Below are 25,323 nucleotides of genomic sequence, written 5' to 3'. Positions count from 1 at the left end.
AGTAGCTTTGGCCAACAAATAGGTCAACATGAATGGATACGTTGTTTTTAGGTGGCTCCTCCTGCTTTTGTGCCTGTCCGCGTTCGCCGGACAGGCACAATCCACGGTGCTTTACTTTGACGAACCTCCCAAAGAGACGCTGGGCCGCAACCGAAATCAATTAACCATCAATCAGTTCTTTACCGACCGCGACGATTTTCTCTGGTTCGTCACCGGCAGTGGCCTGAGCCGCTACGACGGCCATGAGATCGTAACCGTACGCTCTGATCCGGCGGATTTGAACTCCCTCTCCTCGGCGCGGGTGGCGGATATGATTCAGGACGAGCGCGGTACGTTCTGGATAACCACCCGCGACGGGGGCCTCAATGCCTACAATCAGCGAACGGGCAACGTAGCCCATTTTCGACACCTGCCCACCAACAAAACCAGTTTATCGTCGGATAAGCTCCGGTTTCTTCAGCGTGATGAATCCGGTTATCTCTGGATCGGCAGCGATTATGGCATGAATCGGTTCGACCCCAAAACGGGCCGCACTGTCCGTTTTTTACCCAAACCAGGCGATTCAGGGCAGTTGCAGGGCAACCCGCTGTCGCCGATTCTGGTTGAATCGCCCGGCGTGGCCCTGCCCGGCCAATCCAGGCCGGGCTATGTTTACGTTTACACAACGGCTGGGTTCGAGCAGTTTGACCGGACCACTAACCGTTGGCGGTGCTTTCCGACGGTGAATAAATCCGGGTTACCTGTCATCAACGCCACGGATGGTCTCAATGTGATTAGCGGCCTCTGCAAAGATCGTCGGGGCCTGATCTGGATGGGGGTTCCGGAACAAACCGGACTGCGGGTTTTTAACCCTAAAACCGGGCAAATCAAGTGGTTCGATAAGCGAACAGCCGATGGCAAGCCCATTCCGTTTCCAAAAGTGATTCTGGAAGATCGGGCGGGGCGGCTTTGGCTTTGCTGCGATAACGACATCTTCCGCATTTCAGCCGACCGGACCGTCGTGGAGCAATGTACGCCCGTAGCCATCAGCAACGGGGAACAACTCAAGGAATTCGTAACGCTGTACGAAGATGGACAGGGGTTAATCTGGCTGGAGCGGGCGAGCGACAAAAATCCGCTTTTTTTCGACCCCCGTCAGGAACGCCATCCCAACATTCCCCTGCCAGAATTTACTAACTCCGCCGGTGGGGTTCCGGCCCGGCCTGTAACGGAGTCGCTCATGCCCGACTCGGAAGGCTTTCTTTGGATCAGTACCGATCTGGGCCTAATTCGATACAAGCCGGGCCACGGCAGGCCGGGTCAATCCAGAGCGGGTCCGTCCAGACCGGGCCTGAATGAGATGAAGGTTGTCTTGAAACAACCCTTCACCTATTTCACCAGCCCGCTGCCAGATGCGACCGGGGCTAGCGACGATCCCTATTTGCTGGTCGGTGCGGAGGCTGGCCTGTTCGTTTACAACAAAAAGACGGAGCGTCTCACACCCGTCCGTTTGGATAAGGCCGGGAGTAAGAAGATCTTGAATGCCATCGCTTCGGTTATTGACCGGGATGGTGACCTCTGGATTTCGACCTGGGGGCAGGGGCTCTTCCGCATTCCGAAAGGCGGCTTATCCGTTGAGACGGGGCTGGTGAGTACCTATGAACAGTGGAAAAACGATCCCACCAATGCCAACAGTTTACTCTCCAATACGCTCCAGAAAATTGCGGTCGATGCCCAGAACACCGTTTGGGTCTGCGGAGCCGCTCATGGGCTTAGTCGGATAAACAAACGAACCCGGCAAGTCCAGCGGTTTGTACTCCGGCAAGGCGATCCCTACGGACTGGCCAGCAACTACACCTTTGCGCCCCTGATCGATAAACAGGGTGATGTATGGATAACGAGTGGGTATGCGGCTCCCTTACAAAAGCTGTCGGTCAAAACGGGGCGATTCAAAAAATATGGTGCAGCCAACGGGTTCACGGACGATTATTTTGCCCACGCTACCCTCGACAGAACCGGCAAAATCTGGTTCAACCAGAATCAGGTGGTATCCTGTATCGACCCCCTTACGGAGCGCGTAACCACGTTTCCGCAGTTTGTCGGCAACTCGGTTTACTCGACGCCCATTACCGCACTGGCGACTACCGGCGAGATTTATTTCGGTTGCCAGAACAACTTACGGCGGTTTGGGCCAACCGATGCCATCCATACCATTCCCAAAGCTTCATCACCGTTGCGCTTGGTGAGTGTTTCCTGCTTCGACACCGACGGAACGCAAACCATGCGACCCATGCCCCCGGATCGCTGGCGAGCCAAGGAACTGGCCTTGTCGCACCAGGAAAACACCCTGGAGCTAAAATTTGCGCTACTGGATTACCGCAACACCAGCAGTCGTGCCTATGCCTATTCCCTGACCGGACCGAACGACGAGCCGCAATGGGTAAGCATCGGCCCCAAAAACACCGTTGATTTTGCCCAGATGAAGCCGGGAACGTACCGGTTCCACCTGAAAGCCCGCAACAGCGACGGGGTCTGGAGTGAACTGGCAACACCCCTGCGCATCGGCATCAGCCCGGCCTGGTGGCAAAGCCCCTGGGCTTATGGAGTTTATGCACTGTTTCTGTTAATCGGTTTTTGGTACCTGATGAAGGCCCGTCTACGGGAACAAGCGCGTGAGCTGGCTTTGCAGGAAGCGGTAGTCATTAAACAGCAGCGCGACGAGATTGCTCAAAAAAACGCCCAGAACGAACTCCTGCTGAAAGAGATCCATCATCGGGTCAAGAATAATCTGGCCGTGGTGTCGGGTTTGCTGTCGTTACAGTCAGCTAAAGTCACTGACCCCAACGTAAAGGAAGCCATGCAGACCAGTCAGAATCAGGTGCAGAGCATGGGTATCATCCACCAGAAACTTTATCAGGGAAACCAATTAGGGGCGATCGAAATGCGCGATTATTTTAACAACCTGAGCGAAAGCATCCTCCATTCGTTCGATGCTGCTGGCCGCATTACCATCGATTGTTCGATGCCTGAACTGGTGCTGGATATTGACACCGCGATTTCTGTAGGACTGCTGACGAACGAGTTACTGACTAACTCGCTTAAATATGCGTTTGTCGGCAAAGACAACGGCACCATTCGCATCAGTCTGACGCGCATGGACAACGATTCATTGCTGCTGCAAGTGGCCGACAATGGTATCGGCAAGCAGTCTGCCGAGGCCGTCAAAGAAACGGGCTTCGGGACACAGTTAGTGGACTTGCTCACCATCCAGCTCGATGGTATTCTGACCTACGAAAACCAGGACGGGACGCTAGTCAAACTCCACTTCAAAAGGTCGGCCGCTGTCTGAGTCCGGCCAAATCCGGACCTTGCCCTGGATCGTTTGGTCATCTGGCAAACAACGGCGCGTATGCGGGCTGCAAAGCCGTGCTTCGTACCAGTCTATGTGTTCAGTAAGGGTGATGCATCCACCGCCATTTTCATCCCATTCACAACCAGGATAACACGAACATTGGGCGCTAGATTGCTTTTGTTATACGTGATTAGCTCCTAAAAAATGAGATCCAAAAAGGTTGATTTGTCAAACGGCCCAACACACTTCTGGGCGACCCGCCTATTTTATAGCAGTTACATTTTTGTTGACAGCACGCAAATGCATAACTTATTGAACCTAATGTATGTTAGCGCAAACCAAAGGCGTGTTTAGGCTCAATATGTCAGTTCAGAAAGGCGTATTTTTCGATTACAACAGACCCTATTTCTGTAAAGTTATTTTAGGGTAATACATAGGGCCATGAATTCGGGAATGTTGACTATTCAGATTATAGGGCAAGGCCGCCTAAACCATTGCATTTCGTTGAACATATCAAGAATGATATTTATTCAAAATAATGTAATGGTAATCGTCCGTCCTTCACTTTGTATATTAACCGGACAGATGAGGATTTATTCGACATGGTAATCAATAAGATAATCGACACGCAAGCTCGATGACCTCTCAAAGCTTTATTCCTTCCCCGCCCTTACGGCCCTACGTAGAAGAATATACTTTTCTACAAACATCTATACATTCACCCATTACGCAAAGCCTGCTGCCACCTGGGGGGCGCTCCGGTATACTTTTTAACCTGGGCACGGATTGTCGGCTGGGTTTATCCGAGTCGACACCGCTTTTGCCCCGCATTGCGCTGGGAGGTTCATACCCTCTCGGCCACTGTGGCTGGTAGCGGTTTTACCCTCAAGGACGGACCCAAAACCATTCGCTGTCAGAACGGCACCCCGCCACCTCCACCGAACAAACCGCCCGTCGCTCCCTCCGTGACGCCGTTGACCATCCAGCAAGGGGTGGCTTTTACGACGACCTTACCCGTTTTCACCGATCCGGAAAACAGTACCCTGAGCTACGCGCTGTCCGGCATGCCCAGTGGCCTGACCTTCACCAGTGGTACCCGGCAGATGAGCGGAAAAACCGAGATCGCAGGCAGCTTCGTGCTGACCTACTCGGCGACCGATGATAGAGGAGCAACGAACAGCGTAAGTTTCAACCTGACGGTGAATCCGGCCGAGACCGTTGTGACGGGCAGTTTTGAAGGGTATCTGGATAAACTCGATTGCGGAGGGATTCGCGGCTGGGTCTGGGACCGCAACAAACCCAACACCCCGCTCACGGTCGAGTTTTACCTCGAACCCAGCCCGGGAACCATCACGCCTTTGGGCAGTACAATCGCCAATATTTACCGGGTCGACCTGAAAGATGCCGGGAAAGGCAACGGTGCCCATGCCTACAATTTCACACCACCTGGCAGCGTCACCAACGGCACAATGGTATTGGCCCGCGTGTTGGGATCGACCTTTCAGTTGAAAGGTTCGCCCAAAGCGTATCAGTGTACTCCAGCCCGGTTATCGGCCGAAACCGCTGAAGATCTGCAGGTGACGGTGCTGGGCAATCCGGTTTCGAATCAGGTTGAAGTGGAAATCCGGGGAGTCGAAGGAAAACCGCTGCATGTGCAGTTGACGGACGTCAATGGACGTCTGGTCAGTGAGCAGCAGGTACCCCAGGCGGCTGTTATTGAACGTCACCAGCTACCGGTTTTTCATCAGGCACCGGGAATGCTGGTGTTGCGGGTCAGCACCCCGACGCAGCAGAAAACCATTCGGATTTTGAAAGGAAAATAATCCAGCTACAACAGGTATTTCAACAGCACTAGTTGGTAGAAATGTTATTTTCTTTCAGAGGTGGTAAACATCTTATTACGAGATGTTTACCACCTCTGAAATTGTCGGATAATACTGATTTTTATTCCCCATCCAAACGGACTCCTTCAGGAAATGGGTTTTTATCAAATTGCTTTTTTGCACAACCCGTGAGTAAAAAATCCTGTTAGAATCTGGATTGGCAATTTGTCTTGTCCGACCAAAATTTGATGGCTTTATGACCTAATTGATTTCAATACAATCAAAGTACAAATCCTGAGTCAGCATATCGGTTCAGAAAATGAGTGACCATCACTATGTCTGTGTTCAGGCCTAAAAAAGTTTAAGGTTAGTTTACTCCTTTTTGGGGCAAACTACCGTGCGTGTCCCCAAGGTAAAGGATAAGTTCGTCACTTGGCCCGAGTCATTTCGGTTAAAAGTAACACCGAGATGCTCCTTTCCGTCGTCTACTAAAAAAAAGTCCTTTTTCTGGGCATATAGTTCCTGTTTCCGGTTGGTGGTCGACTTCAGGCGGTTTTGTTCGACCGTCACCTTGATCCACTCGCCCGGCCGCAGTTCATACTCCCCAACGTACTCCTGCAGGTTTGACGGGCTGAGCTGAATCCTGTTGCGGGCGGGTAGCTGGTAAGGCTGGTGGTACAGAATGGATAGAATTTTACGGGTGATGCTATGCAGATCCACCTCTTCGATGTTATTGAGAATAATGATGCAGATATCATCGGCCGGAACACGGGCCAGTTCCGACTTAAACCCCCAGATATCGCCACTATGCCAGACCACTTTGGCTCCCGCCACCGAATCGATGATCCAGCCATAGCCATAGCTACTTTTCACCGGCTGATAGGCCTGATCGAGCAACGGCAGACCGACGATCTTTCCCGCCTGTAATCCCTGGTGCCATTTATAGAGATCGCCAATGGTTGAATAAATGGCTCCGGCGGCACGAGGGCCCTCAAAATTGATCAGGGTTGCCGCCTGCACCGTATCGCTTTCCGGATACTCCCAGTAACCCGTTGCCTTATCCGGACTGGCCAAACCCTTAAAATCAAAGCCGCTATGATTCATCCGAAGCGGAGTAAAGAGGTAGGTCCTCACCGCATCGTAGTAACTCATACCGGTGACTCGCTCAATAATATAACCCAGCAGAATGTAGCCCGAATTGCTGTACTTCCAGTCCGTTCCCGGGCTAAAATCAAACGTTCGGTCTTTGAAAGCCGCCAAAAACCGGTCTTCATCGGAACCCACCTCCGTCTTCGGATTCACCTCCGATTCGGGATTGGGAATGCCGGAGGTGTGGGAGAGCAGCTGTTCGATCGTGACGCTGTCGCCTTTGGGAAAGTGAGGATAAAACCGGGCTACTTTATCAGCCAGCGAGAGTCGATTTAATTCGACCAGCTTTAGGACCAGTGTTGCCGTAAACGTCTTGGTGACAGAAGCGATCTGGTATACTGTGGCGGCATTATTGAGCGTCTTCTTTCGGATATCCTGGTAGCCGTAGCCTTTTTGGTATACGGTTTTGCCGTGCGCGGCCACCAGGATGCTGCCGTTGAATTTCCCTAACCGGGCGTAGGCCTCTATCAGCTCGCCGATTTGCCGGTCAACGCGCTGGGCCTGGGAAAGAAAAGCCCAACTGCTCATCACCAGAAAACAAAAGATAGTTCGGTTCATTATTTGGGTGAAATGCTTCGTTTCGATTGATGATGCAAATTTCCATGCGCTGGATTCTTTACACCCGAAAACGGGGCGACATTTTCCCGACAATTATGTGACAGGGTTGATTTACAGAAACTTAGGGAGTCTGTTCAAAAAAGGAGACGGGCCGGGCAGGTGCAGGGCGATTCGAAAAAGGAAGAACACATTAACGATCAGACAAATGAAATACACCGGGATAAACATCGGGAAAGGCCCGCCAACCAGCATCGACAAGCCGGTTAACAGCAAGGGAATCACCAGCATCATCCCCAGTGTTACGAGCGTCCAAAGAATCTGGAAACTGATCATCTGTCGACCGTGCGCCTGAACCGTTTGGTCGTGTCGCCGTCGCCACAGCAAGATGGCCGGCAGAATAATATTGGCCAGCGGTGCTACAATTCCGGCCAGCGCACTCCAATTCAGGATCAGCAGGTACTTCAAGGTAGTTGGGTGCAGGTTTGGGCCAGAGGCCGCCAGCGGAGCCATTAACTCATCGGGACTTATCTGCAAGGACGTAGCCAGCGTGCGCAGGGTATAGGGGCTTCCAATGGATTCGCCCTTTTCGAGTCGCTGGATTGTGCGGACGGAAAGACTGGAAAGCTCGGCCAGCTCTTCCTGGGAGAGGTTACGCAGTCGTCGATACTTTTTTACCCGTTCGCCTATCTGGTCGGTTGCAGCATTGGCCATTAGTATCGGAGCCTGTTTTCGTTCCATTGGAGTATCAAGATTAGGATCAAAGCTATTGATAAAAGCGTAGTTCATCGCAGTTTCCTACCGTAGCATCCACCTTGACAATAGGAAATGCGGCCGGTTAACGCCGGTTGAATCGCTGAAAAACGCTTTTCAACAAATTCCCGCATGGGTGGGTCGGCGTTTTTCCTGGACCATGCCGATCGCTGGCCTCTGGCTAATCCTGATTTGAACTACCGATCTGCCACTGCGAACAGTACGCCGTCATGGGCCAATGCAGACAATTTTTCAAACGTACCACCAATAGCCTACAGTCGTAAAAAACACCTAAAACGGCAGGCCACTTTAAATGTCCATTCCGGTGTTCTTACAGTTCATTTTGGTTTCTTTCGTAGTGGAATCGGGGTTGTGCGTCGCCACGGCGATCCGACCCGGCGGGAACCGCACCGCGGGGCCGAAGCCAGAGAGAAAGAGACTGTAATCAGCAAATCATACCGATTTAAACCTATTCGTTTTCAACACGAACATAGGACTTATCATGACCCAGGATATCGGTTTAGAAAATGGGTGTCAATCACCCCTTTTGATGACAATCACTACCGTATATTTCATCTAATCAATGAGCTTTTTTTTATCGGGAGTACAAACAGAACTGACCGTTGTCGATCGTAAGTTGTCAGCTAAAAGTGGACAACTGCGGGTAACAACCAACCCTGTAGGCCAGAACAGGACCGCCCACGCGGCTCATTCATCAGGTTTAGCGGTTAGTAAGCAGAAAAAAATATTCGGGCGATGAGAGCCGCGCCGATGCGAACAAAATTAAACGATTTTTCGATTTAAACCCTGGAAATCGGCATACCAAGAAGGCCTAAGTGACGATTTAGTGGTAGTCCTTTTTAGGGTAGTTGGCAGCAGCCTTTAAACTTTTTATCTGATTCGTATGCCTTTGGGTATGGGCAATCCAAAGTAAGGTATATTGGTGAAGGTCTCGAACACGCCATACACCGGCATCTTCAGATCGAAAGATGAAATGCAATCTAAAATCAACTTTGGTTTCTTTCACTAAGTTTATTACTTCATTTCGAAAGCGATTAAAATAGACCTGTAAGTCTTCGTTTTTTTCAAAGCGTCCCAATGGTTGAGCAACAAATGGTGCCTTCAACTTGATCGGATCATTCGTATAAGCCAGCATAACAGAATCAACACCTTTCACCTTCTTAACCCACTCAGGCATTTCAGGTGTATACTGGTTATTTAATAAATCCCAGTATAATAATTCATCATAGATGCTTAAATGTTCGGCTACTTCCGCAATGGACCATTTTGTACTGTCGGGCTTGAAATGAATCTGCTTCGGGGTTAGGCCGGTTAATTCATTCAATAGATCCGTTTGTGAAGATTGCAGACCTTCAACGAGAAATTGCCGTTCTTTTTCAGTCCAAAGTGGGTGTTTAGTTTGAGCAAAAGCCACGACACTGAAACAAAATAAATAAATACTTAATAGGCTCTTCATAAATTAATTAAAAAAAGAATTACCGCTCACTGGTCGCTATACACCTTCTTGGTGTATCACCTAATTTGACGAGCCAAAGCTAGGCACCTTAGCTTGGGGGAGATTGTACAAATGCGACATTCTCACAGGACCAGTGTTTGCCCCGCACATTTTTCCCCTGTCCGATAATCAGGGTGCTGTACCCCACCGCAACGCCCGCAACGTCGGTGATGGCATTGAATTTTCCGGGTGTTCCCGGAAACGGAATTCCCAGATCACGGGCGCGGGGAGCGGGCTGGGCAAAGGATAAAAAACCGCCCGCTAGCCAAAACAGGAGAAAAAACGGAATGGATTTTGTCATCTGGATGGTGCATTGATGTTCTTCGTAAACAAAACGAAAAAAAGCGGTTTCTCCACGAAATCAGGGTTTTACCTGCTCAATCCAGGTATTTACGGTTTCCTCCAGCACCGGTAACGGCATTGCGCCATTGGCCAGTACCACCCGGTGGAAGTCTTTCAGATCGAATTTCTCGCCGAGGGCCTGCCGGGCTTTTTCGCGCAACTCCAGTATCTTCAACATCCCGATTTTGTAGGCACAAGCCTGTCCGGGAAATGCTGCATAGCGTTCTACTTCCGTCGTTACCTGGCTTTCGGTCAGGCCCGTGTTCGCTATCATATACGCAATGGCGGCTTCCCGTGTCCACCGTTTGTGGTGAAGGCCCGTATCCACCACGAGCCGGGTGGCCCGGAATAGTTCGGCCTGTAACCGGCCCAGATTGCCGAAGGAGTCATTCCGGTAAAAACCCAGTTCGTAGGCCAGTTGCTCCGTGTACAACGCCCAGCCTTCATCGTAGGCCGTGAAGGGAATAACGGTGCGAAAAATGGGCAGGCCTTTGAGTTCCATTTGAATGCCGACCTGAAAATGATGCCCCGGAATGCCCTCGTGATAGGCTAAGGTCTTCATCGCAAATTTGGGATGTTCGGACGAATGGCGCAGATTGGCAACAAAGACGCCCCCTTTCGACCCGTCCAAAGATGGCATCTGATACCGCCCAATGGCATCGCCCGCTTCTTTGAAAGCCGGAGTAGGCTCCACCGTCAATCCAACTTTTGGGCGTCGGTCGAAAGCAACTCCTACTTCTTGGTCCGCGACCTTCAAAATGCGCTCGTATTCCGCCAGAATCAGGGCTTTTCCGGCGGGTGTTTCCGGAAACAGAAACCGCGGCTCCTGACTTAAGGCATGTATCACCACACCCAGCGTCTGGGTCGTGTTGGTGTAGCCCTCACTGCGAAGAATAGCCCGCATTTCTTTCTGAATCCGACTCACTTCCTGAAGCCCAAGCTGGTGCACCTGCTCCGGACTGAGGTCGGTGGTGGTGTGGAACCGGAGCTGGTAGCGGTAATACGCGTCGCCGTCGGGCAGTTTCCAGACCCCGGCATCGGGGGTCGCTTTGCGGAAAAGCCCCTCCTCGTAGGCAATCATTTTCCGATACGCCCCAAAAACCGCTGTCCGAATTGCCTCGGCTACCTGTTTCGTGTAAGCGGTTTTTTCGTCGGCGGCTAAATCGTTGATGGATGCGGTTTTCCGAGCGAAATTGGTATACAGACTGTTTGCTTCGACGCCTTTGGCGATAAAGCTTTTCATCTCCGTCAGGACCTTGCCGATTACGAATTTCGGTGGAATAATTCCCTTCCGTTCCCGGATGTAGAGCCCTTCCAGCACCTGATCAAATTTGACGGGAATGTTCCGTAAGCGGGTGATGTACGCTTCTATGTCGCTTTTGGTGCGCAACTGGTGTTTGTCAATCAGTAATTGCGGAACTTTGCCCTGAATGCCATCCAGTTGGTTGAGCGGGTAATTGTGATAAAAGAACGGTTCCCGATCCACTTCGTTTTTCAGATACCAGCCCAGAATCTTGGTATTCAGCTTATTTTCGGTCGATTGATTCTCGAAATCGTAACGTTGAAGCGTTTGGTAATCCGCTTTAAGCTTCTCGAAATTGCGCCATTGCCCGGCATCCGACGCATCATCCCACTCCTCTTTGGTCCAGTCATAGAGAACCGGCAAACCGAGGAAGGTAATGATTTCGGGGCTACGCAACATGCCGGCAATAAACATCCGGTCGTAGAAGTGCCGGATGCTGAAGGGGCGAAACCAGATCAGGTTGACCAGCCAGCCGCAACCGATGAGCAAGATCAGTAAGAAGGAGCGGAATAACCAGAATTTCCAGGTTCGTTTTGGGGTTGTCATGGGGAATAATCAGGGAAGATTGGCGGTTTTAATTGCTCTGCAATCGGCTGCGTTCTTCTTCCGAGCCGGTGGCCCGGTTTCGGGCCGCTTTCACGGTTTTGCGGCCAAAAGAACGGTTGTAGGTCAGCCGAACCACGCGCGGTTCGGTCAGAAATGTATCCGTTGTATTGATGTTCAGGGCGGGAATTTTGCTGTTGTAGCGGCCAATGTTCGTCCAGAATAGATCGCTCATCGTCAGCCGAAGCGTGCCATTATCCTTCGGGAGGGCTTTTTGCACCCCCAGCGTCACCTGGCCAAAGCTTCGCCCGCGATGCAGGCCAAACATGTAAGGACTGTAATAGAAACCCGTCAGTTCGACGGTGAACTTGCGGGGCAGCGTAAACGTGTTTGACAAGTTCACATTGGCATTCCAGACCGTCCGGCTTACGGGGCTGTCCTGATACACCGTCGTCAGGCTCTGCCACAAACCCGTCAGATTGGTCTGGCTTTTCCACCAGCGGGTTAGCGGTACCGGGAGACTGGCCGCGAAAGAGAGTGTTTGCTGGTGGTCGATGTTTTCGGCATAGTATTGAATCCGGTTGGTGGCCGCATCGACGTGGGGCTGAAAACCGGCAATCACGTTCCGGTCGAAACTGTATTTGAGCGAAAAAACGTAGGCGTCCTTAAAGGTATAGCTCCCCTGCACGGCATCGGAAATGGTGGGGCGCAGCACCGGATTGCCGGAGGTGAAGGTGCTCAGGTCAACAAAACTCACGAAAGGGGCAATGTCGTTGTAGGAAGGCCGGGTAATGCGCCGACTGTACGACAGGTTGGCGGTGTGGTTTTTCGACAGTTTCCGCGATAAAAACAGGCTCGGAAACAAGTTGCCATACTTCCGGTTGACAAGAGACTGCCCGTTGGGCCGGTGGATGTCGGTACGGGTGTGTTCGTAGCGCAGCCCCGCTTGAAGCGTGGTTTTACTATCTAACGGCTGGTTCAGACTGATATAAACCGCCAGAATATCTTCAGCCAACTGGTAGCGCTGGGTATAAAACGAGTCCATTTTCCAGCCTTCAGTCATCAGCCGGTCCAGGATTACGGTATTGTCCAGGCGGGTGGTGGTGGCTTTCAGACCGGTTTCCAGGCGGCCTTTGGTCGGCAGGGGAGTGATAAAATCGGTTTTCAGCACCCAGGTCTGGACGGGCGTTTTTTTGCTGATCCGAATTTGCTCTTCCTCCCGGTTGCCGGTCGTAAAATCCTGCTTCGTGCTAAAGTAAAAATTGGGGTTATCATTGTGGTAATACAGCCGGTCGAAGTCGATGCTCCATTCCTGTTTGTTCTTGAAAACGTGCTTCAGGTTCAGGTTGAGCAGCAGGTGGCGCCAGCGATTTGTCTCGTTGTTGAGCAGGTTGCTTTGTTGCGTCCGTACCCCATTGGTAAATGTAACGCCTACATTCTCCGCGTTGTCCATCGCGTAGGTATTATCAAAACCGGACACCAGGCCGTTCAGCGTCGTTTGCGAACTCAGCGCATAATCGAATCCAATCTTGGCCGTATAGTTTGACGTGACCGGAAACCGGTTTGACTCGGCGTTGGTCGCTAGGATTTGGCCAGGCTTATCCACGATCCGGTTGAATTGCAGATTTTGCCAGGAATGGCTGCGAAAAAACGAAGCGTTGCCATAAATATTAAGTTTCTGATTGCGGTAGTTGAGGTTGAGGCTCCCCGACGGGCGGGCAAACCAGCCATAGCCCAGCGTGGCCGAAAAACTGCCATTCATGCCGAAGTTTTTCGGTCCGCCGTCGCGGTTTTTCTTCGTGATGATGTTGATGATTCCCGCATCCCCTTCGGCATCGTAGCGGGCCGGGGGGGTGGTGATAAGTTCAATTTTTTCGATATCATTGGCGGTCATTCCTTCCAGCATCTGAACCACGGTCGCGATGGGCAACCGGGTCAGTTTACCGTTCATCATTACCACCACACCACTTTTGCCGCTCATCGTCAGGCTGTTGTTCTGCCGGTTGACGGTAATTCCCGGCGAGCGTTCCAGCACTTCTAAAGCCGTGCCGCCGGCCGCCGTAATGCTGTTCTGCACATTCACTACCAGGCGATCCACCTGTTGTTCAAACATCGGTTTTTGGGCAACCACCTTCACCTCGCCAAGCGTTTGGGAGGATTCACGCAGGGTCATATCCGGCAGCGAAACCGCCCCCGTACCGACCTGCACAATGGGCGAACGGGCTGGTGCATAACCAACCGCCGAAGCCGCCAGCCGATACTGCCCCGGCTGGACGTTATCAAACGTGTAAGCACCGGTTTCCCGGCTAACGGCCCCTTTCACCAGACTCGAATCACGGGCGTTGAGCAGGGCTACACTGGCGTAGGGTAGGGGCTTGTTATCGGCGGTGCGGACCGAACCGGAAACCGTGGTTTGGGCATTGGTAATAGCGGGCAAAAAGGAAATGAACAGGGCAAATAGGAGGTAGATTTTTTTCATTGAAATGGTTCCGATGTTATGTATTTGATGTCGGGTAAATCAAGAATGGAGAGAGTCAGGTTTTGGACATTTTCGTTTAAGGGACACGTTAAGCAATAGGCAAAAATCCGCTTTTAGGCAGCCCTTGATGTTCAATTTTAGGTCAATTCCTTTTGATTCTGGGCCAATCGACGTCCGGATGGGATTTTTGAAGGCATCAGAATCCCTTTTAACCGACTTACGGTTAAATCAGCAGAAAAGTAGACTGGAAAAGGATAGGAGTTGGTAAGCCCCGTTACGCCCGTTGATGGCTCAGATACTCGGAAGGAGTCTGGTGGTAGGTCTGTTTGAAAACCGTCGCAAAATAAGCCGGGCTTTCGAAGCCAACGCCATAAGCAGTTTCCGCGATCGAACTCCCGGTTTTTAGCAATTGCGTGGCGCGTTGAAGCCGGTAGTGGCGAATGAAATCACTGGCGGACAGATTCGCGGTGGCGGTAAGTTTGCGGTTGAGGGTTCGGCGGCTCATGGAAACGGCCTGGGCCAGTTCATCGATGCCAAAGGTTGCATCATCCAATCGTTCTTCGATGGCCTGGTGAAGTTGCCGGACGAACGGATCGACCATTGGCCCTTCCGAAATTGCCGGCGTTGTTACCTGCCGGTGGAGGTAGGCGCGCAGGTGCGCCTGCCGGGTCAGCATGTTGTCCAGCCGTAAAGACAGTTCGTCGCTGTGGAATGGTTTGGTCAGGTAATCGTCGGCGCCCTGTTCCAGCCCCGCAATCCGGCTTTCCTGGGCAGCCCTCGCCGTTAATAAGACAACGGCTATGTGATTGGTCGCCAGGGTCGATTTGATGCGATTTGTCAGTTGATAACCGTCCAGCCGGGGCATCATGACATCGGTTATGACCACGTCGGGTAGTTCGCGCTGACAAACCGACCAGCCTTCCTCGCCATCAGCCGCCATCAATACGCGGTAGCGGTCCATCAATTCCCGGGCGATGAATGTCCGCAATTCCTCATTATCGTCCACGACCAGCACCAACGGCGCATCGTCGGATACCCGTGGCAACGGTGCCCGGTCGGTAGTCGGTATGTTCCGTAAAGCGTTGAGGTCAGATCCGGGCAGTAGGAGTTCTGGGGTATCAAGCTGGTCGGTGGCCGGTCGTACCGGTAGCGTTAGCGTAAAGGTTGTACCGCTGGGATTTTCCGTGCGACTCTGTACCGCAATCGTGCCGCCAAGCAGATCTGTCAATTCTTTGACCAATGCCAGTCCGATGCCAGTGCCCTCAAACGACCGCGTTCGGGAGGTATCGACCTGATAAAACCGGTCGAAAATGTGCGGAATGTGTTGAACAGGAATACCAACCCCGGTATCACTCACCCGCATTTCCAACTGGTCGGCGGTCGGTTGGTCAAGGGTCAGCAACACCTGCCCGCCGGTTGGCGTAAATTTGAGAGCGTTTGAGAGCAGATTGGTCAGAATTGTTTCCCACTTGTTAGCGTCGAACAAGCCCGGTTTTTCACTGAATCGGTCCGTTAACCCATTGGTCTCCAAACGAAGAACGGTTCCCCGACTAGCTGCCATCGGCAGAAAGGTATCGACGAGATGCTCAATCAGCACCACCGGATTTCCACGGACGAGTGCAATGCTCATGCTGCTTCCTTCCAGTTTCGAGAGATCAAGGAGTTGGTTGATCAGCCGGAGCAGTTGCCGGGCATTCTGATGAATCAAAGTCAGCGACTGGCGGGTCGAGTTATCCTGATGGGCGGTTTTCAGCAGCTTTTCCGTGGGCGAAAGAATCAGGGTCAGTGGCGTGCGGAACTCGTGGGTGATATTGGAGAAAAAACGGGTTTTGACCTCATCAACGGCCCGAAGCTGCTCGGATTCCCGGCGTTTGAGCGTTATTTCCTGCTGCTGACGGGCTTGCCGGAGCCGGAATCGAATAAAGCCGAAGACCAGGCTTCCGAAAACCAGTACATAAATTGCGTAAGCCCACCATGTTGCCCAAAAAGGCGGTTTGATGACGATCATCAGCTGCTTAATCTGACGACTCCACTGGCCATCGGGGGTGGTGCTGTTAACATTGAACACATAGCGGCCCGGCGAGAGCTGGGTATAATTAGCCGTGTTCTGGGTACCAACCGTTACCCAGCCATCATCAACGCCCGAAAGCCGGTAGCGGTAGTTTAATCGTTCGGCTTTCCCGTAATGCAGCCCGGCAAAACCAATGGTTAGAAAGTTCTGGGTATGGTCCAGGATCAGTTCCGAAAGCGAGTTGATGGGCGTGGGCAAGGTATTCCGGCCTTCGGGAGAGTTTGAGTCGACGACCTTATTGTTGATGAGTAAGGACGATAAAACAATGGGCGGTTGGTAGATCTGGTCACGAACTGCCAGCGGATCGAAAATAATCCGGCCCTTTGGCGTGCCAAATACCAAGCGACCGTCGGGAAGACGGGCCGACGAGGTTTGCAGAAATGAATCTTCGTGTAGTCCGTCATCGACAGTAAAGTGCCGCCAGGTCAATGTTTTAGGATTCACTCGTACGAGTCCCCGATTGGTGGAACACCAGATCATTCCCTGACCGTCGGTTTCGATGCTTAAAATGGTACCATTGGGAAAACCTTCCGGTTCGCCCATTCTCCGAAATACCATCGTACGGGTATTTAAGCGACATAACCCTCCGCCGGGCGTTCCAATCCATAACACGGTGCTATCGGTCGGGTCCGCACTCAGGCAGTTAATGGCGTTGATGGGCAGCGAATTCGTTGATTTTGGATTATTGAGAAGGGGCTTATCAAAGCGTTTCCGGGTGATATCGTAACGAAAAAGTCCAAAACCGTACTGCGACCCCACCCAGATGGAATGGCCAATCGGTTGAATATCAGCTGCATCATGGCCCGGAGTGGAGGAGATAAGCGGCAATCGACTGTTCGGATACAGTTGCTTCGTCCCGCTTTTCGGATCACCTTCAATCAGCCCCCACGAGTTGCTGTAAAACCAGACCTGTCCCCGGCGGCTCACTTTTAGACAGAGCTTACAACAGGGCTCGCCAGCATTCATGTGAAGGGCCCTCAGTTCGGTCAGGGTATCTCGGCCCGGTTTGTGTTCATAGACATGTTGTGTGTCAATCAAATAGCCTGCCCGATTAGGGCCAAATGTGTAGCGGGGCCAGTGGTCAATATCCCAGACCGTATAATTGCCGGGCAGTGAAACGCCCAGGTCCTGTTCCAGCAAATCTTTACCAAATGCCTTCTGTCTGGGAGCGAATCCGAATGGTTGGGGCCGCACATCGATCCGGGCCAGACCTGTTGACCGGCCCCCAACCCAAAGGACACCCGAGCGGTCGAGCAACCAGGGGGAGGTTTGTTGACTTGTCGGGGCCGGCAGGGGAATTCGCACCAGCTGATCGTTGGCATCCAGACGGTAGAGCCGATTGTCGTAGCCAACGTACAAGCGGTTGTCGGCCAGTGTTTTTAATTGATACCAGGTGTCTCTTTGTAGGAACCAGTCAGGGATGGGAATGGTCCGAAAACGACCCAGGGCCGGGTTGTAGAGCGCAATCACCTGATAACCGAACACGGCAATTTCTCCCCGGGGTGCCAGCGCGATCTGGTGATAATCAATCGGCCAGTAGTGTACCGGCGGGCTATTGAAGGGGTAACAAATCAGGCGACTTTCGCCGGTTTTTGTGTTTAGCTGAAACAGCCTACTATCGCATTCCGCATAAAGGTAGCCATCAGGGGTTAAGATAAAATCGGAAGGGACGTTTGCCAGGCCCGTCAGTTTGGCCACATCAACGAATTGAGTAGTTTTTCGCTGTAAATCGAAGCGGATAAGCCGGAGGCCCGGCATTAATCCCCAAAAATACCGCCCATCTGCACTCAGTTTCCCCTTGGTGATTCGAATTCCCTGCCGGGCTAATGATTTCTCGTTCAGCACTTCGGTAAACCGCTCTGTGCGTGGGTCGAAAAGCTGGAAACTGCCGTTTGAGGCCGTAATTAGAAAGGAGCCCGTCCGGGTTTTCTCGAACATAACAATTTCGTTATCGACTAATGAAGTGCTGTCGCCGGGGCGGTGCCGAAAAACTTTAAAGGTTCGGCCGTCGTAGCGGGCCAGTCCGTCGGCGGTAGAAATCCAGAGAAAACCAGTTTTATCCTGTTCTACGCCCGTAACGGAATTGTGAGGCAACCCATTTGTGGTGGTCAAACTTTTGTTAGACTGGGGAGGGAGCTGCGCCAAGGCTGCCAGCACCGGGAGCCACCAGCCAATAAGCAGGCCAAATACACGATAATAACAGGCAGGAAACGGATAAAACAACTCATAACGGGTTCTCCATGAACCCTCAAAAGACGTCAACGGGCGCATCAGTTTCGAAATAGACCGGATTCTCGGGTAACTAGTAAAGGGAAGGATTTTATACCAGGCAACGAATAATAGCATTAAGTATTAGCATCTAAGATACTAACAATAGGGAATAAATAGGAATAAATTGGCCTTTTTGGAATAAGTAAAATTAATTAGGTATCTACCCGGTACTACCTAATCTTGGGTTTGCTTTACTGGTCGAATAGGTCAGATGAGGGAAGGATTTTCCGGGGACGGAAACGTGGCTATTTAGTATTCAAAATCTTGTTTCTACCAATTCAACACAAACCGTTTTGCAAATCAACGTTGCAATTTACCCTGTGTCTTGTCCGACTAAAATAGTATAGCTTTCTGAGCCTTTTCATTCTCACCGAAAACTACCAACCAATCTCGGTTCAGAAAATGGGCAAATAGACGCAAACCTGCCTTCATTTTGACGGAAATGCACCTGGCGACAGGTTGGTTTAAAATAAAGTTCAACTGCTCTGCCCATTCACCTACAACCCAAATATAGCAACCAACAGGCAGATGTCCGTCAAATGCAGTCGCAACAGTCGAAGGGCTTTGGTAATGTGGTATTCGATGGCTTTGGGCGATAGATGCAGATTTTCAGCAATCTGGGCAACGGAATGTCCCTCAAAGCGGCTTAACAGGAAAACCTGCCGCGTGGTTTCCGGAAACCCATCGATTTGTTGCTGAATCAGGGCGGTGGTTTCGGCGAAGGCCAGTTGCTGTTCGGTGGTTTCTTCGGCCGCGGTCTGGGTGTAGGCCGCATAATCTGCATAGAGACTGGCGCTTTTCTGTTTATCCAGCAAGTCGTACAGCCGGAACCGGATGGCGCCATACAGATAACTTTCCAGATTGGTTCGCACCACCAGTTCTTCCCGCTTTACCCATAAACTCATAAAAACTTCCTGAACCAGTTCCTGGGCCGTCTCCCGGGATCGGGTGTAATTGTAGGCTACCGTAAAAAGACGCTGCCAGTAGAAATCATAGAGTTGGGTAAAAGCATTCCGATCACCCCTTTTCAGGGCCTGCAGCCATTCCGATTCGGTTGCGCTATCGGGTAAAGACCACCTGGACATTGCATGCGGTTTAGTTCGAAAGTTGAAGGTAGATGTTTTTTTTTGGAATTGGAATCCCTCAAAAAAATCTTTAAAAAAGGTAAGATTCGGTTTAGGGGTTGGGGTGAGTTGTCCTACTTACAATCACATCCCCAACTGAATTCATGGGCAAGCAATACCTTCAAAGCCTGATCCGCAAACTAGTACGCGGCAAGGCAACCGATGAAGAAAAGCGACAATTAGAAAGCTGGTGGAAACATTTCGCCGATGATGATTCCTACCTGCGCTCGCTTTCCGAGACAGAACGTCAGTCTCTCCGCAACACGATGTTGTCGGGCATCTGGCAGCAACTCGACGAAAAACCGCTCGACGAAAAGGCAACGAATAAACCTGAAAAGACCGTTCCGTTGGTATCTAAATCCGGGCGGTTGTCACAACTTCCAGTCGTACGCTGGGCGGCTGCCGCAGTTGTGCTGCTGGTTTCGGGATTGCTGTTTTATCAACACCTGACCGGGCCACAAACCATCCGGACGGTTTTTGGCGAACAACGTACGGTGGAATTGCCCGATGGGTCGGTGGTGACGCTCAATGGCAATTCATCCCTGCGGTTTTCGGCCGATTGGGCCGAAACCGGCCAACGGGATGTCTGGCTGGAAGGCGAAGCTTTTTTCGGGGTCCAACACACCCGCAATCACCAGAAGTTTGTCGTTCATACACCCGATCAGGTAGCTATCGAGGTGTTAGGTACCCGGTTTAACGTACAAAACCGCCGGGGTACGACGCAGGTTGTTTTGCAGGAAGGAAAAGTTAAAGTGACCGACCCCGCCCAGAAAACGTACACGCTGCAACCCGGCGAAGAAGTTCGTTACACCCAGACTACAAGGCAATTAAAGCCCATTCGGGCCAATCTCCCCCGCGAACTCGCCTGGAAAACATCCATCCTGCTTTTCACCGATCAGCCTGTTTCTGAAGTGCTTCAGGAAATCCGGGACAGTCACGGGTTGCAAGTGGAGTTGCGCAATCCAACGGTTGGCCGTGAATTATTCAGCGGTTCAATTCCGGCCAATGATGTGAAGCAGGTACTGAGCAAAATCGAAAAAATTTACGGTGTCACCGTCACCTTCGACGGCGATCATTACATCATTGAGTAGTCAGTTTCTATCCTTTACCCCTATGAAAACACGAGTACTTATCTGGGCCGTCATCGGTTTGTTGCATTCCGGTTTGCCCGCTATCGGTCAGGACGTGGCCCTGGCATCGGCCCGTTCGCAGCAAACAAACCGCCAGAATCAGCAGGCTTTAATCGATGTCCTGAAAAATCTGGAAAAACAGCACCACGTTGTCTTTGATTACAACCGCCGGGAATTGAAAGATAAATTTGTGGCGCCGGTCACCAACGCATCGGGATCCCTGGAGCGTACGTTGCAAACCCTGCTGGCCCCGTTCAACCTGGTGGTTGAAAAAAACAATCCGCATTCGTACCTGATTTACAGCCGGGATCGGAAACGTCCGGAAACAAAGTCAACCGGCGAAACCAAAACCGCTGAACCGGTCACCTCAGCCTCCACGAATGCAGAGACGCAACCGCAGCAATCGTTCGCGTCGGCGGCATTTCCAACGGGTTCGTCATTGATCCAGGATCGGACCATCAGTGGAACTGTGACGGATGTCGCCCGGAACGAGTCGTTGCCGGGCGTCAGCATTATTCAGAAAGGAACAACCCGTGGAACCACGACGGACAAAGACGGAGCCTTTCGGATTCAGGTTCCCAACGAAGCTGTCGTGCTGGTTTTCAGTTATGTGGGCTACGAAAAACAGGAAGTATCCGTCGGTTCGCAATCGACACTGACCGTTCGACTGAAAGCCGATGAAAAATCATTGGACGAAGTCGTCGTGGTGGGCTATGGTACGGTCAAAAAATCGGATCTGACCGGTTCGGTGGCCAAGGTGGGTGAAGCCAACATAAAAGCCACCCCGATTGCTTCCCTCGACCGGGCGATGCAGGGCCGGGCGGCCGGGGTGCAGGTAGTAACGAATTCAGCCCGGCCGGGCGGCAGTTCCACCATTCGCATCCGGGGTTCGGGGTCGGTTAACGCCAGCAACGACCCCCTGTATGTGATCGACGGTTTCCCGACCGGAAACCTGAACTCGATCAATACGGACGATATTGAGAGTATCGAAGTGCTGAAAGATGCGTCGGCGACGGCCATTTACGGCTCTCGGGGCTCCAACGGAGTCGTCCTCGTGACGACCAAACGCGGGAAGACCGGCAAGGCGGTTGTCAGTTACGATGGCTACTATGGAAACCAAACTCCCCGCTACCTTATTCCACTGCTCAATGCACGCCAGTTTGCGGAATTGGTGAACGAAGCCCAGACCAACAACGGCGGCAAACCGTATTTCGACGGCAGTTCCGCCGACCGGCCGCTGGCCAGCACCCTGGGTGAAGGCACCGACTGGCAGCGCACCGTCCTGCGGAATGCGCCCATCCAAAGCCATCAGCTTTCGGTGGCGGGTGGGTCGGCTACGGCCCGGTACGCGATTTCGGCCGGTTATTTCAATCAGGATGGGATCATTCCCCGCTCCGGTTTCAAGCGCTACACCCTGCGCACCAACTTCGACAACGAACTCTCGTCGCGGGTTAAAATAGGGATGACCATTCAGGGGGCTTACACGGTCAGCAATGGCCCGCGAACGGAGACGGCCGGCAACCGGGCCGTCGACGGCGTGATCGCTTCTGCTTTCAATTTCTCCCCAACCTTTCCCATCTATAACGCCGACGGTACCTACTATAAAAACGTGGGCGTACTCAACGGTCTGGGTGCCGACAACCCGGTTGCCATGGTCAACGAATTTACCGACCAGACCTCGTTGATCCGGTTGCTGGCCAACACCTACCTGGATGTAAAAATCGTGGATGGGCTGACGTTCAGAACCAGCCTCGGGGCGGATTTACAGACCTCAAAAAACAATTTTTACGTTACCAGGCTGGCCACGCTGGGGGCTAGTCTGGGGGGCAGCGGATCGGTGAGTTCGACGCAATCCATTAACTGGCTGAACGAGAATACCCTCAACTTTAGCCGACAACTGGGTACCGATCACACCGTCAACGCCGTGGTTGGTTACACTTTTCAGGGAATCAATTCGGAATCGGTGGATGCCAACGCGAACACCTTTGCCAATGATTTCGCCCTGTATAATAACTTAGGATCGGGATCTACGCTGGTGGCTCCGAGCACGGGGGCCAGTCAATGGCGACTCATTTCGTACCTGGCCCGCGTCAATTACTCGTTCAAAGACCGCTTTCTGTTTACGCTCACCGGCCGTCGTGACGGGTCGAGCCGCTTCGGTCCAGCGAACAAATTCGGTTTCTTTCCGTCGGGAGCTTTTGCCTGGAAACTGGCCAACGAGCCGTGGATGCAGAACCTGTCGGGCGTGTCGGATGCTAAAATCCGGGTTAGCTACGGCTTATCGGGAAATCAGGAAATCGGGAACTACCAGTACTTAGCCAACATTGCGTCGGCACCCTACGTCATCGGGGGAGCCTTGCAGGTGGGTGCCGCAACCGGTGGCATCGGCAACCCCGATCTGCGCTGGGAGAAAAACGCGCAATTCGATGTCGGGTTCGATGTAGGCCTGTTCAACAACCGGCTTCAGGTATCGGCGGATTACTACAACAAGCTGACCTCCGATCTTCTCTTCAGTGTAAGCGTGCCCACCTCGTCCGGTTTTGCCAACACGCTCAAAAACATTGGTAGCGTTCGCAACACGGGCTTCGAACTGTCCCTCAACACCATCAACGTGGACCGGGGCGGTTTCCGCTGGACGTCGGAGTTCAATATTTCGTTCAACCGGAATAAAATCCTGACCCTCGATGGCCGACAGGAGTTTCGAACCGGCTCCGACGCGACCATCTCCAACACGGGGCAGAACCCGATTCTGCTGCGGGTAGGCAGCCCATTGGGCAATTTCTACGGTCTGGTGACGGACGGTATCTTTCAGACCCAGGCTGAAGTAGATGCTTCGGCGCAGAAAACGGCAAAACCGGGTGACCTTCGCTATAAAGATATAAACGGCGACGGGTCAATCAGCGACCTGGACCGGGATATCATCGGTAATGCCAATCCCAATTTTTTCGGGGGTTTCAACAATACCTTTTCCTACAAAGGCATTGACCTGAATCTCTTTTTTCAGGGGTCTAGTGGCAACGAAATCATCAACTATGCGACATTCGATCTCATTAACCTGACGGGCGGGAACAACCAGTCGGCGCGGGTGCTGGAACGCTGGACACCCACCAAAGGCGGGAATACCATTCCTCGCGCCAATGCTGCCGGCGGATCGCGGCTGCTGTCAAGCCTGCACGTGGAAGACGGTTCTTACCTGCGCCTGAAAAATATTTCGCTGGGGTATACGCTGCCGACACGCTGGGTTAATCGGGCAGCATTCTCGTCGGTCAAAGTCTACGTGGCGGCTCAGAATTACCTGACGTTCACCAAGTATACAGGCTACGACCCGGAAGTCAATCGCTACGGCAGCTCGTCGCTCAGCCAGGGGATTGACTATGGCGGGTATCCAGCCGCTAAAACCTTATTAATTGGCCTGAACCTGAAACTCTAAACCGACCTGCGTTCATGAAAAATATTCGTCTTTTACTCACCATTCCGGCGTTTCTGGCGTTCGGTTGCGAAAGCCAGCTGGACCTGTCGCCCGTGACCAACCTCACCAATGCCACCTATTACAAAAATGCAGATGATGCCCGGGCGGCACTGGGGGCCTGTTACAACGCCATTGGGAACCTCGACCCCAACATTGACATCACCACGACCGACGATGCCATTCCGTTTCTGACGGGCGACGCCAACCGCCCGCTACTCTGGCGGTACAACCTTACTCCGGCCAATTCGCTGATTGGAGCTTACGTACCCGCCTACCGGGGAATCAACCGGTCCAACACCGTGATCGATCGGTTACCGGGCATTGCGATGGACGAAGCGCTCAAGAAAAGGTACGTAGCCGAGGCAAAATTCCTGCGGGCCCTCCACTACTTCAACCTGGTCCGGTATTACGGTGATGTTCCTTTAGTGACAGCCGAGACGGCTTCCCTGGATGGCCTGGAAATAGCCAGATCGCCGGTGGCGGATATCTACGCCCTGATTGAAGCCGACCTGAAGGAGGCCGAGAGCGTATTGCCCAAGAGCTATTCAGCCGCCGAAACGGGCCGGGCCACGCAGGGAGCGGCCAAAGGGATCTTGGCCAAAGTATATCTGACCCGAGCAGGTACGACTCCCAATTCACCGTATTGGGCCCAGGCGGCCGCAAAAGCGAAGGAAGTGGTTGATCTGGGGGTGTATGATCTCTACGCGAACTTCGCCGATGCGTTTGCGCTGTCGGCCCGGGGCGGACGCGAAAACATCTTCGAGGTGCAATACATAACCGATGTGCGGGGCCACGGCATTGGGCGTAATTTCGGGGTTCGGCAGGCGCTGATCTATCCCAGTGGCGGAGCGGGGATCGCCCGCGTGAGTGCGTCGCTGTTCAATGCCTACACCGCAGCGGATAAGCGGAAAGCCGTTACCGTCCTGACCTCGTACGTATACAATAACGTAACGACCAACCTCTCGGTGACCGACCCGGACCCGACCAAAGCGGTTTCGTTCCAGAAATTGTGGGATAAAACCGCCAAAACCTCCGGCGGGGAAGGGACCAGTATTCCCATCCTCCGCTTTGCCGACGTGTTGCTGATGCAGGCCGAAGCCCTGAATGAAGCCAATAATGGCCCAACCCCCGAAGCGTACGCAGCCCTGAACCGGGTGCGGACCCGGGCCGGATTAATGCCACTCGAAGGGCTTTCCGCTGCCCAGTTCAGAGAGGCTGTCTGGCTCGAACGCCGGTTGGAACTGGCGTGTGAAAATAGCCGACGGTTCGACCTGGTTCGCACCAACCGGCTGGTGGAAGCCGTTAAAGCGGAAAACAGCTTTAACCGAAACGCCACCATTCAGCCTTTCCACAACCTGCTTCCGATTCCGCAGACCGACATGGATGCGAACCCGAAACTGGTGCAGAATCCGGGCTATTGATCGTCAGTATGTTTTCTTCCGTAAACACGGCTTCTACTACCCA

The 25,323-nt window shown here is 52.5% G+C and carries 13 protein-coding genes; 5 read left to right on the top strand and 8 right to left on the bottom strand.

Features of this window, described 5'->3' with window-relative positions; genetic code table 11:
- Positions 1 to 28 precede the first annotated feature (28 nt).
- Positions 29 to 3,328 carry a histidine kinase dimerization/phosphoacceptor domain -containing protein gene (locus GJJ30_RS03165; RefSeq protein ID WP_154173049.1) on the top strand — a complete coding sequence of 1,100 codons (3,300 nt, stop codon included), beginning with the start codon at positions 29 to 31 and terminating at the stop codon, positions 3,326 to 3,328.
- A gap of 833 nt (positions 3,329 to 4,161) precedes the next feature.
- Positions 4,162 to 5,154, top strand: a complete 993-nt coding sequence (locus GJJ30_RS03160; RefSeq protein WP_154173047.1) for a putative Ig domain-containing protein — start codon at positions 4,162 to 4,164, stop codon at positions 5,152 to 5,154.
- A gap of 372 nt (positions 5,155 to 5,526) precedes the next feature.
- On the opposite strand, the gene GJJ30_RS03155 is transcribed toward GJJ30_RS03160, so the two are convergent.
- The 8 genes from GJJ30_RS03155 to GJJ30_RS03120 all read right to left on the bottom strand — a co-directional run bounded on the left by GJJ30_RS03155 (position 5,527) and on the right by GJJ30_RS03120 (position 19,221).
- Positions 5,527 to 6,861 (bottom strand): serine hydrolase, encoded by a 1,335-nt coding sequence (locus tag GJJ30_RS03155; protein WP_154173044.1) that lies wholly within the window; start codon positions 6,859 to 6,861, stop codon positions 5,527 to 5,529.
- Positions 6,862 to 6,972: 111 nt separating this feature from the next.
- Positions 6,973 to 7,599, bottom strand: a complete 627-nt coding sequence (locus tag GJJ30_RS03150; RefSeq protein WP_170299111.1) for a helix-turn-helix domain-containing protein — start codon at positions 7,597 to 7,599, stop codon at positions 6,973 to 6,975.
- Positions 7,600 to 8,455: 856 nt separating this feature from the next.
- Positions 8,456 to 9,088, bottom strand: a complete 633-nt coding sequence (locus tag GJJ30_RS03145; RefSeq protein ID WP_154173040.1) for a DinB family protein — start codon at positions 9,086 to 9,088, stop codon at positions 8,456 to 8,458.
- A gap of 88 nt (positions 9,089 to 9,176) precedes the next feature.
- Entirely contained in the window at positions 9,177 to 9,428 is a 252-nt protein-coding gene (locus GJJ30_RS03140; RefSeq protein WP_205880522.1) for a hypothetical protein, read from the bottom strand.
- A gap of 60 nt (positions 9,429 to 9,488) precedes the next feature.
- Positions 9,489 to 11,318 carry a DUF885 domain-containing protein gene (locus GJJ30_RS03135; protein ID WP_154173038.1) on the bottom strand — a complete coding sequence of 610 codons (1,830 nt, stop codon included), beginning with the start codon at positions 11,316 to 11,318 and terminating at the stop codon, positions 9,489 to 9,491.
- 28 nt (positions 11,319 to 11,346) lie between these two features.
- A complete protein-coding gene (locus GJJ30_RS03130; RefSeq protein ID WP_154173036.1) occupies positions 11,347 to 13,794 on the bottom strand; it encodes a TonB-dependent receptor domain-containing protein in 2,448 nt (815 codons plus the stop codon).
- 274 nt (positions 13,795 to 14,068) lie between these two features.
- Positions 14,069 to 17,977 carry a hybrid sensor histidine kinase/response regulator transcription factor gene (locus tag GJJ30_RS03125; RefSeq protein WP_170299110.1) on the bottom strand — a complete coding sequence of 1,303 codons (3,909 nt, stop codon included), beginning with the start codon at positions 17,975 to 17,977 and terminating at the stop codon, positions 14,069 to 14,071.
- Between the two features lie 656 nt (positions 17,978 to 18,633).
- A complete protein-coding gene (locus GJJ30_RS03120; RefSeq protein ID WP_154173032.1) occupies positions 18,634 to 19,221 on the bottom strand; it encodes an RNA polymerase sigma-70 factor in 588 nt (195 codons plus the stop codon).
- 143 nt (positions 19,222 to 19,364) lie between these two features.
- Between GJJ30_RS03120 and GJJ30_RS03115 the strand changes: the two genes are divergently transcribed.
- From GJJ30_RS03115 to GJJ30_RS03105, 3 genes are read left to right on the top strand one after another with little or no spacing between them, the layout of a single operon-like run.
- Positions 19,365 to 20,351, top strand: a complete 987-nt coding sequence (locus tag GJJ30_RS03115) for a FecR family protein (RefSeq protein ID WP_154173030.1) — start codon at positions 19,365 to 19,367, stop codon at positions 20,349 to 20,351.
- 22 nt (positions 20,352 to 20,373) lie between these two features.
- On the top strand, positions 20,374 to 23,820 hold the full coding sequence (locus GJJ30_RS03110; RefSeq protein WP_154173028.1) for a SusC/RagA family TonB-linked outer membrane protein: 3,447 nt from the start codon (positions 20,374 to 20,376) through the stop codon (positions 23,818 to 23,820).
- Positions 23,821 to 23,834: 14 nt separating this feature from the next.
- On the top strand, positions 23,835 to 25,280 hold the full coding sequence (locus tag GJJ30_RS03105; protein ID WP_154173026.1) for a RagB/SusD family nutrient uptake outer membrane protein: 1,446 nt from the start codon (positions 23,835 to 23,837) through the stop codon (positions 25,278 to 25,280).
- Positions 25,281 to 25,323 lie beyond the last annotated feature (43 nt).

The organism is Larkinella terrae, from assembly GCF_009668025.1.
GTDB classification, from domain to species: domain Bacteria; phylum Bacteroidota; class Bacteroidia; order Cytophagales; family Spirosomataceae; genus Larkinella; species Larkinella terrae.
This window is presented reverse-complemented; position numbering and strand designations above follow the sequence as displayed.

What these genes read in the sequence shown, in the direction of transcription:
- GJJ30_RS03165 (WP_154173049.1), top strand. Translation starts at nt 29, where the DNA reads ATGAATGGATACGTTGTTTTTAGGTGGCTCCTCCTGCTTTTGTGCCTG.
- GJJ30_RS03155 (WP_154173044.1), bottom strand. Translation starts at nt 6,861, where the DNA reads ATGAACCGAACTATCTTTTGTTTTCTGGTGATGAGCAGTTGGGCTTTT.
- GJJ30_RS03150 (WP_170299111.1), bottom strand. Translation starts at nt 7,599, where the DNA reads ATGGAACGAAAACAGGCTCCGATACTAATGGCCAATGCTGCAACCGAC.
- GJJ30_RS03145 (WP_154173040.1), bottom strand. Translation starts at nt 9,088, where the DNA reads ATGAAGAGCCTATTAAGTATTTATTTATTTTGTTTCAGTGTCGTGGCT.
- GJJ30_RS03140 (WP_205880522.1), bottom strand. Translation starts at nt 9,428, where the DNA reads ATGACAAAATCCATTCCGTTTTTTCTCCTGTTTTGGCTAGCGGGCGGT.
- GJJ30_RS03135 (WP_154173038.1), bottom strand. Translation starts at nt 11,318, where the DNA reads ATGACAACCCCAAAACGAACCTGGAAATTCTGGTTATTCCGCTCCTTC.
- GJJ30_RS03130 (WP_154173036.1), bottom strand. Translation starts at nt 13,794, where the DNA reads ATGAAAAAAATCTACCTCCTATTTGCCCTGTTCATTTCCTTTTTGCCC.
- GJJ30_RS03120 (WP_154173032.1), bottom strand. Translation starts at nt 19,221, where the DNA reads ATGTCCAGGTGGTCTTTACCCGATAGCGCAACCGAATCGGAATGGCTG.
- GJJ30_RS03115 (WP_154173030.1), top strand. Translation starts at nt 19,365, where the DNA reads ATGGGCAAGCAATACCTTCAAAGCCTGATCCGCAAACTAGTACGCGGC.
- GJJ30_RS03110 (WP_154173028.1), top strand. Translation starts at nt 20,374, where the DNA reads ATGAAAACACGAGTACTTATCTGGGCCGTCATCGGTTTGTTGCATTCC.
- GJJ30_RS03105 (WP_154173026.1), top strand. Translation starts at nt 23,835, where the DNA reads ATGAAAAATATTCGTCTTTTACTCACCATTCCGGCGTTTCTGGCGTTC.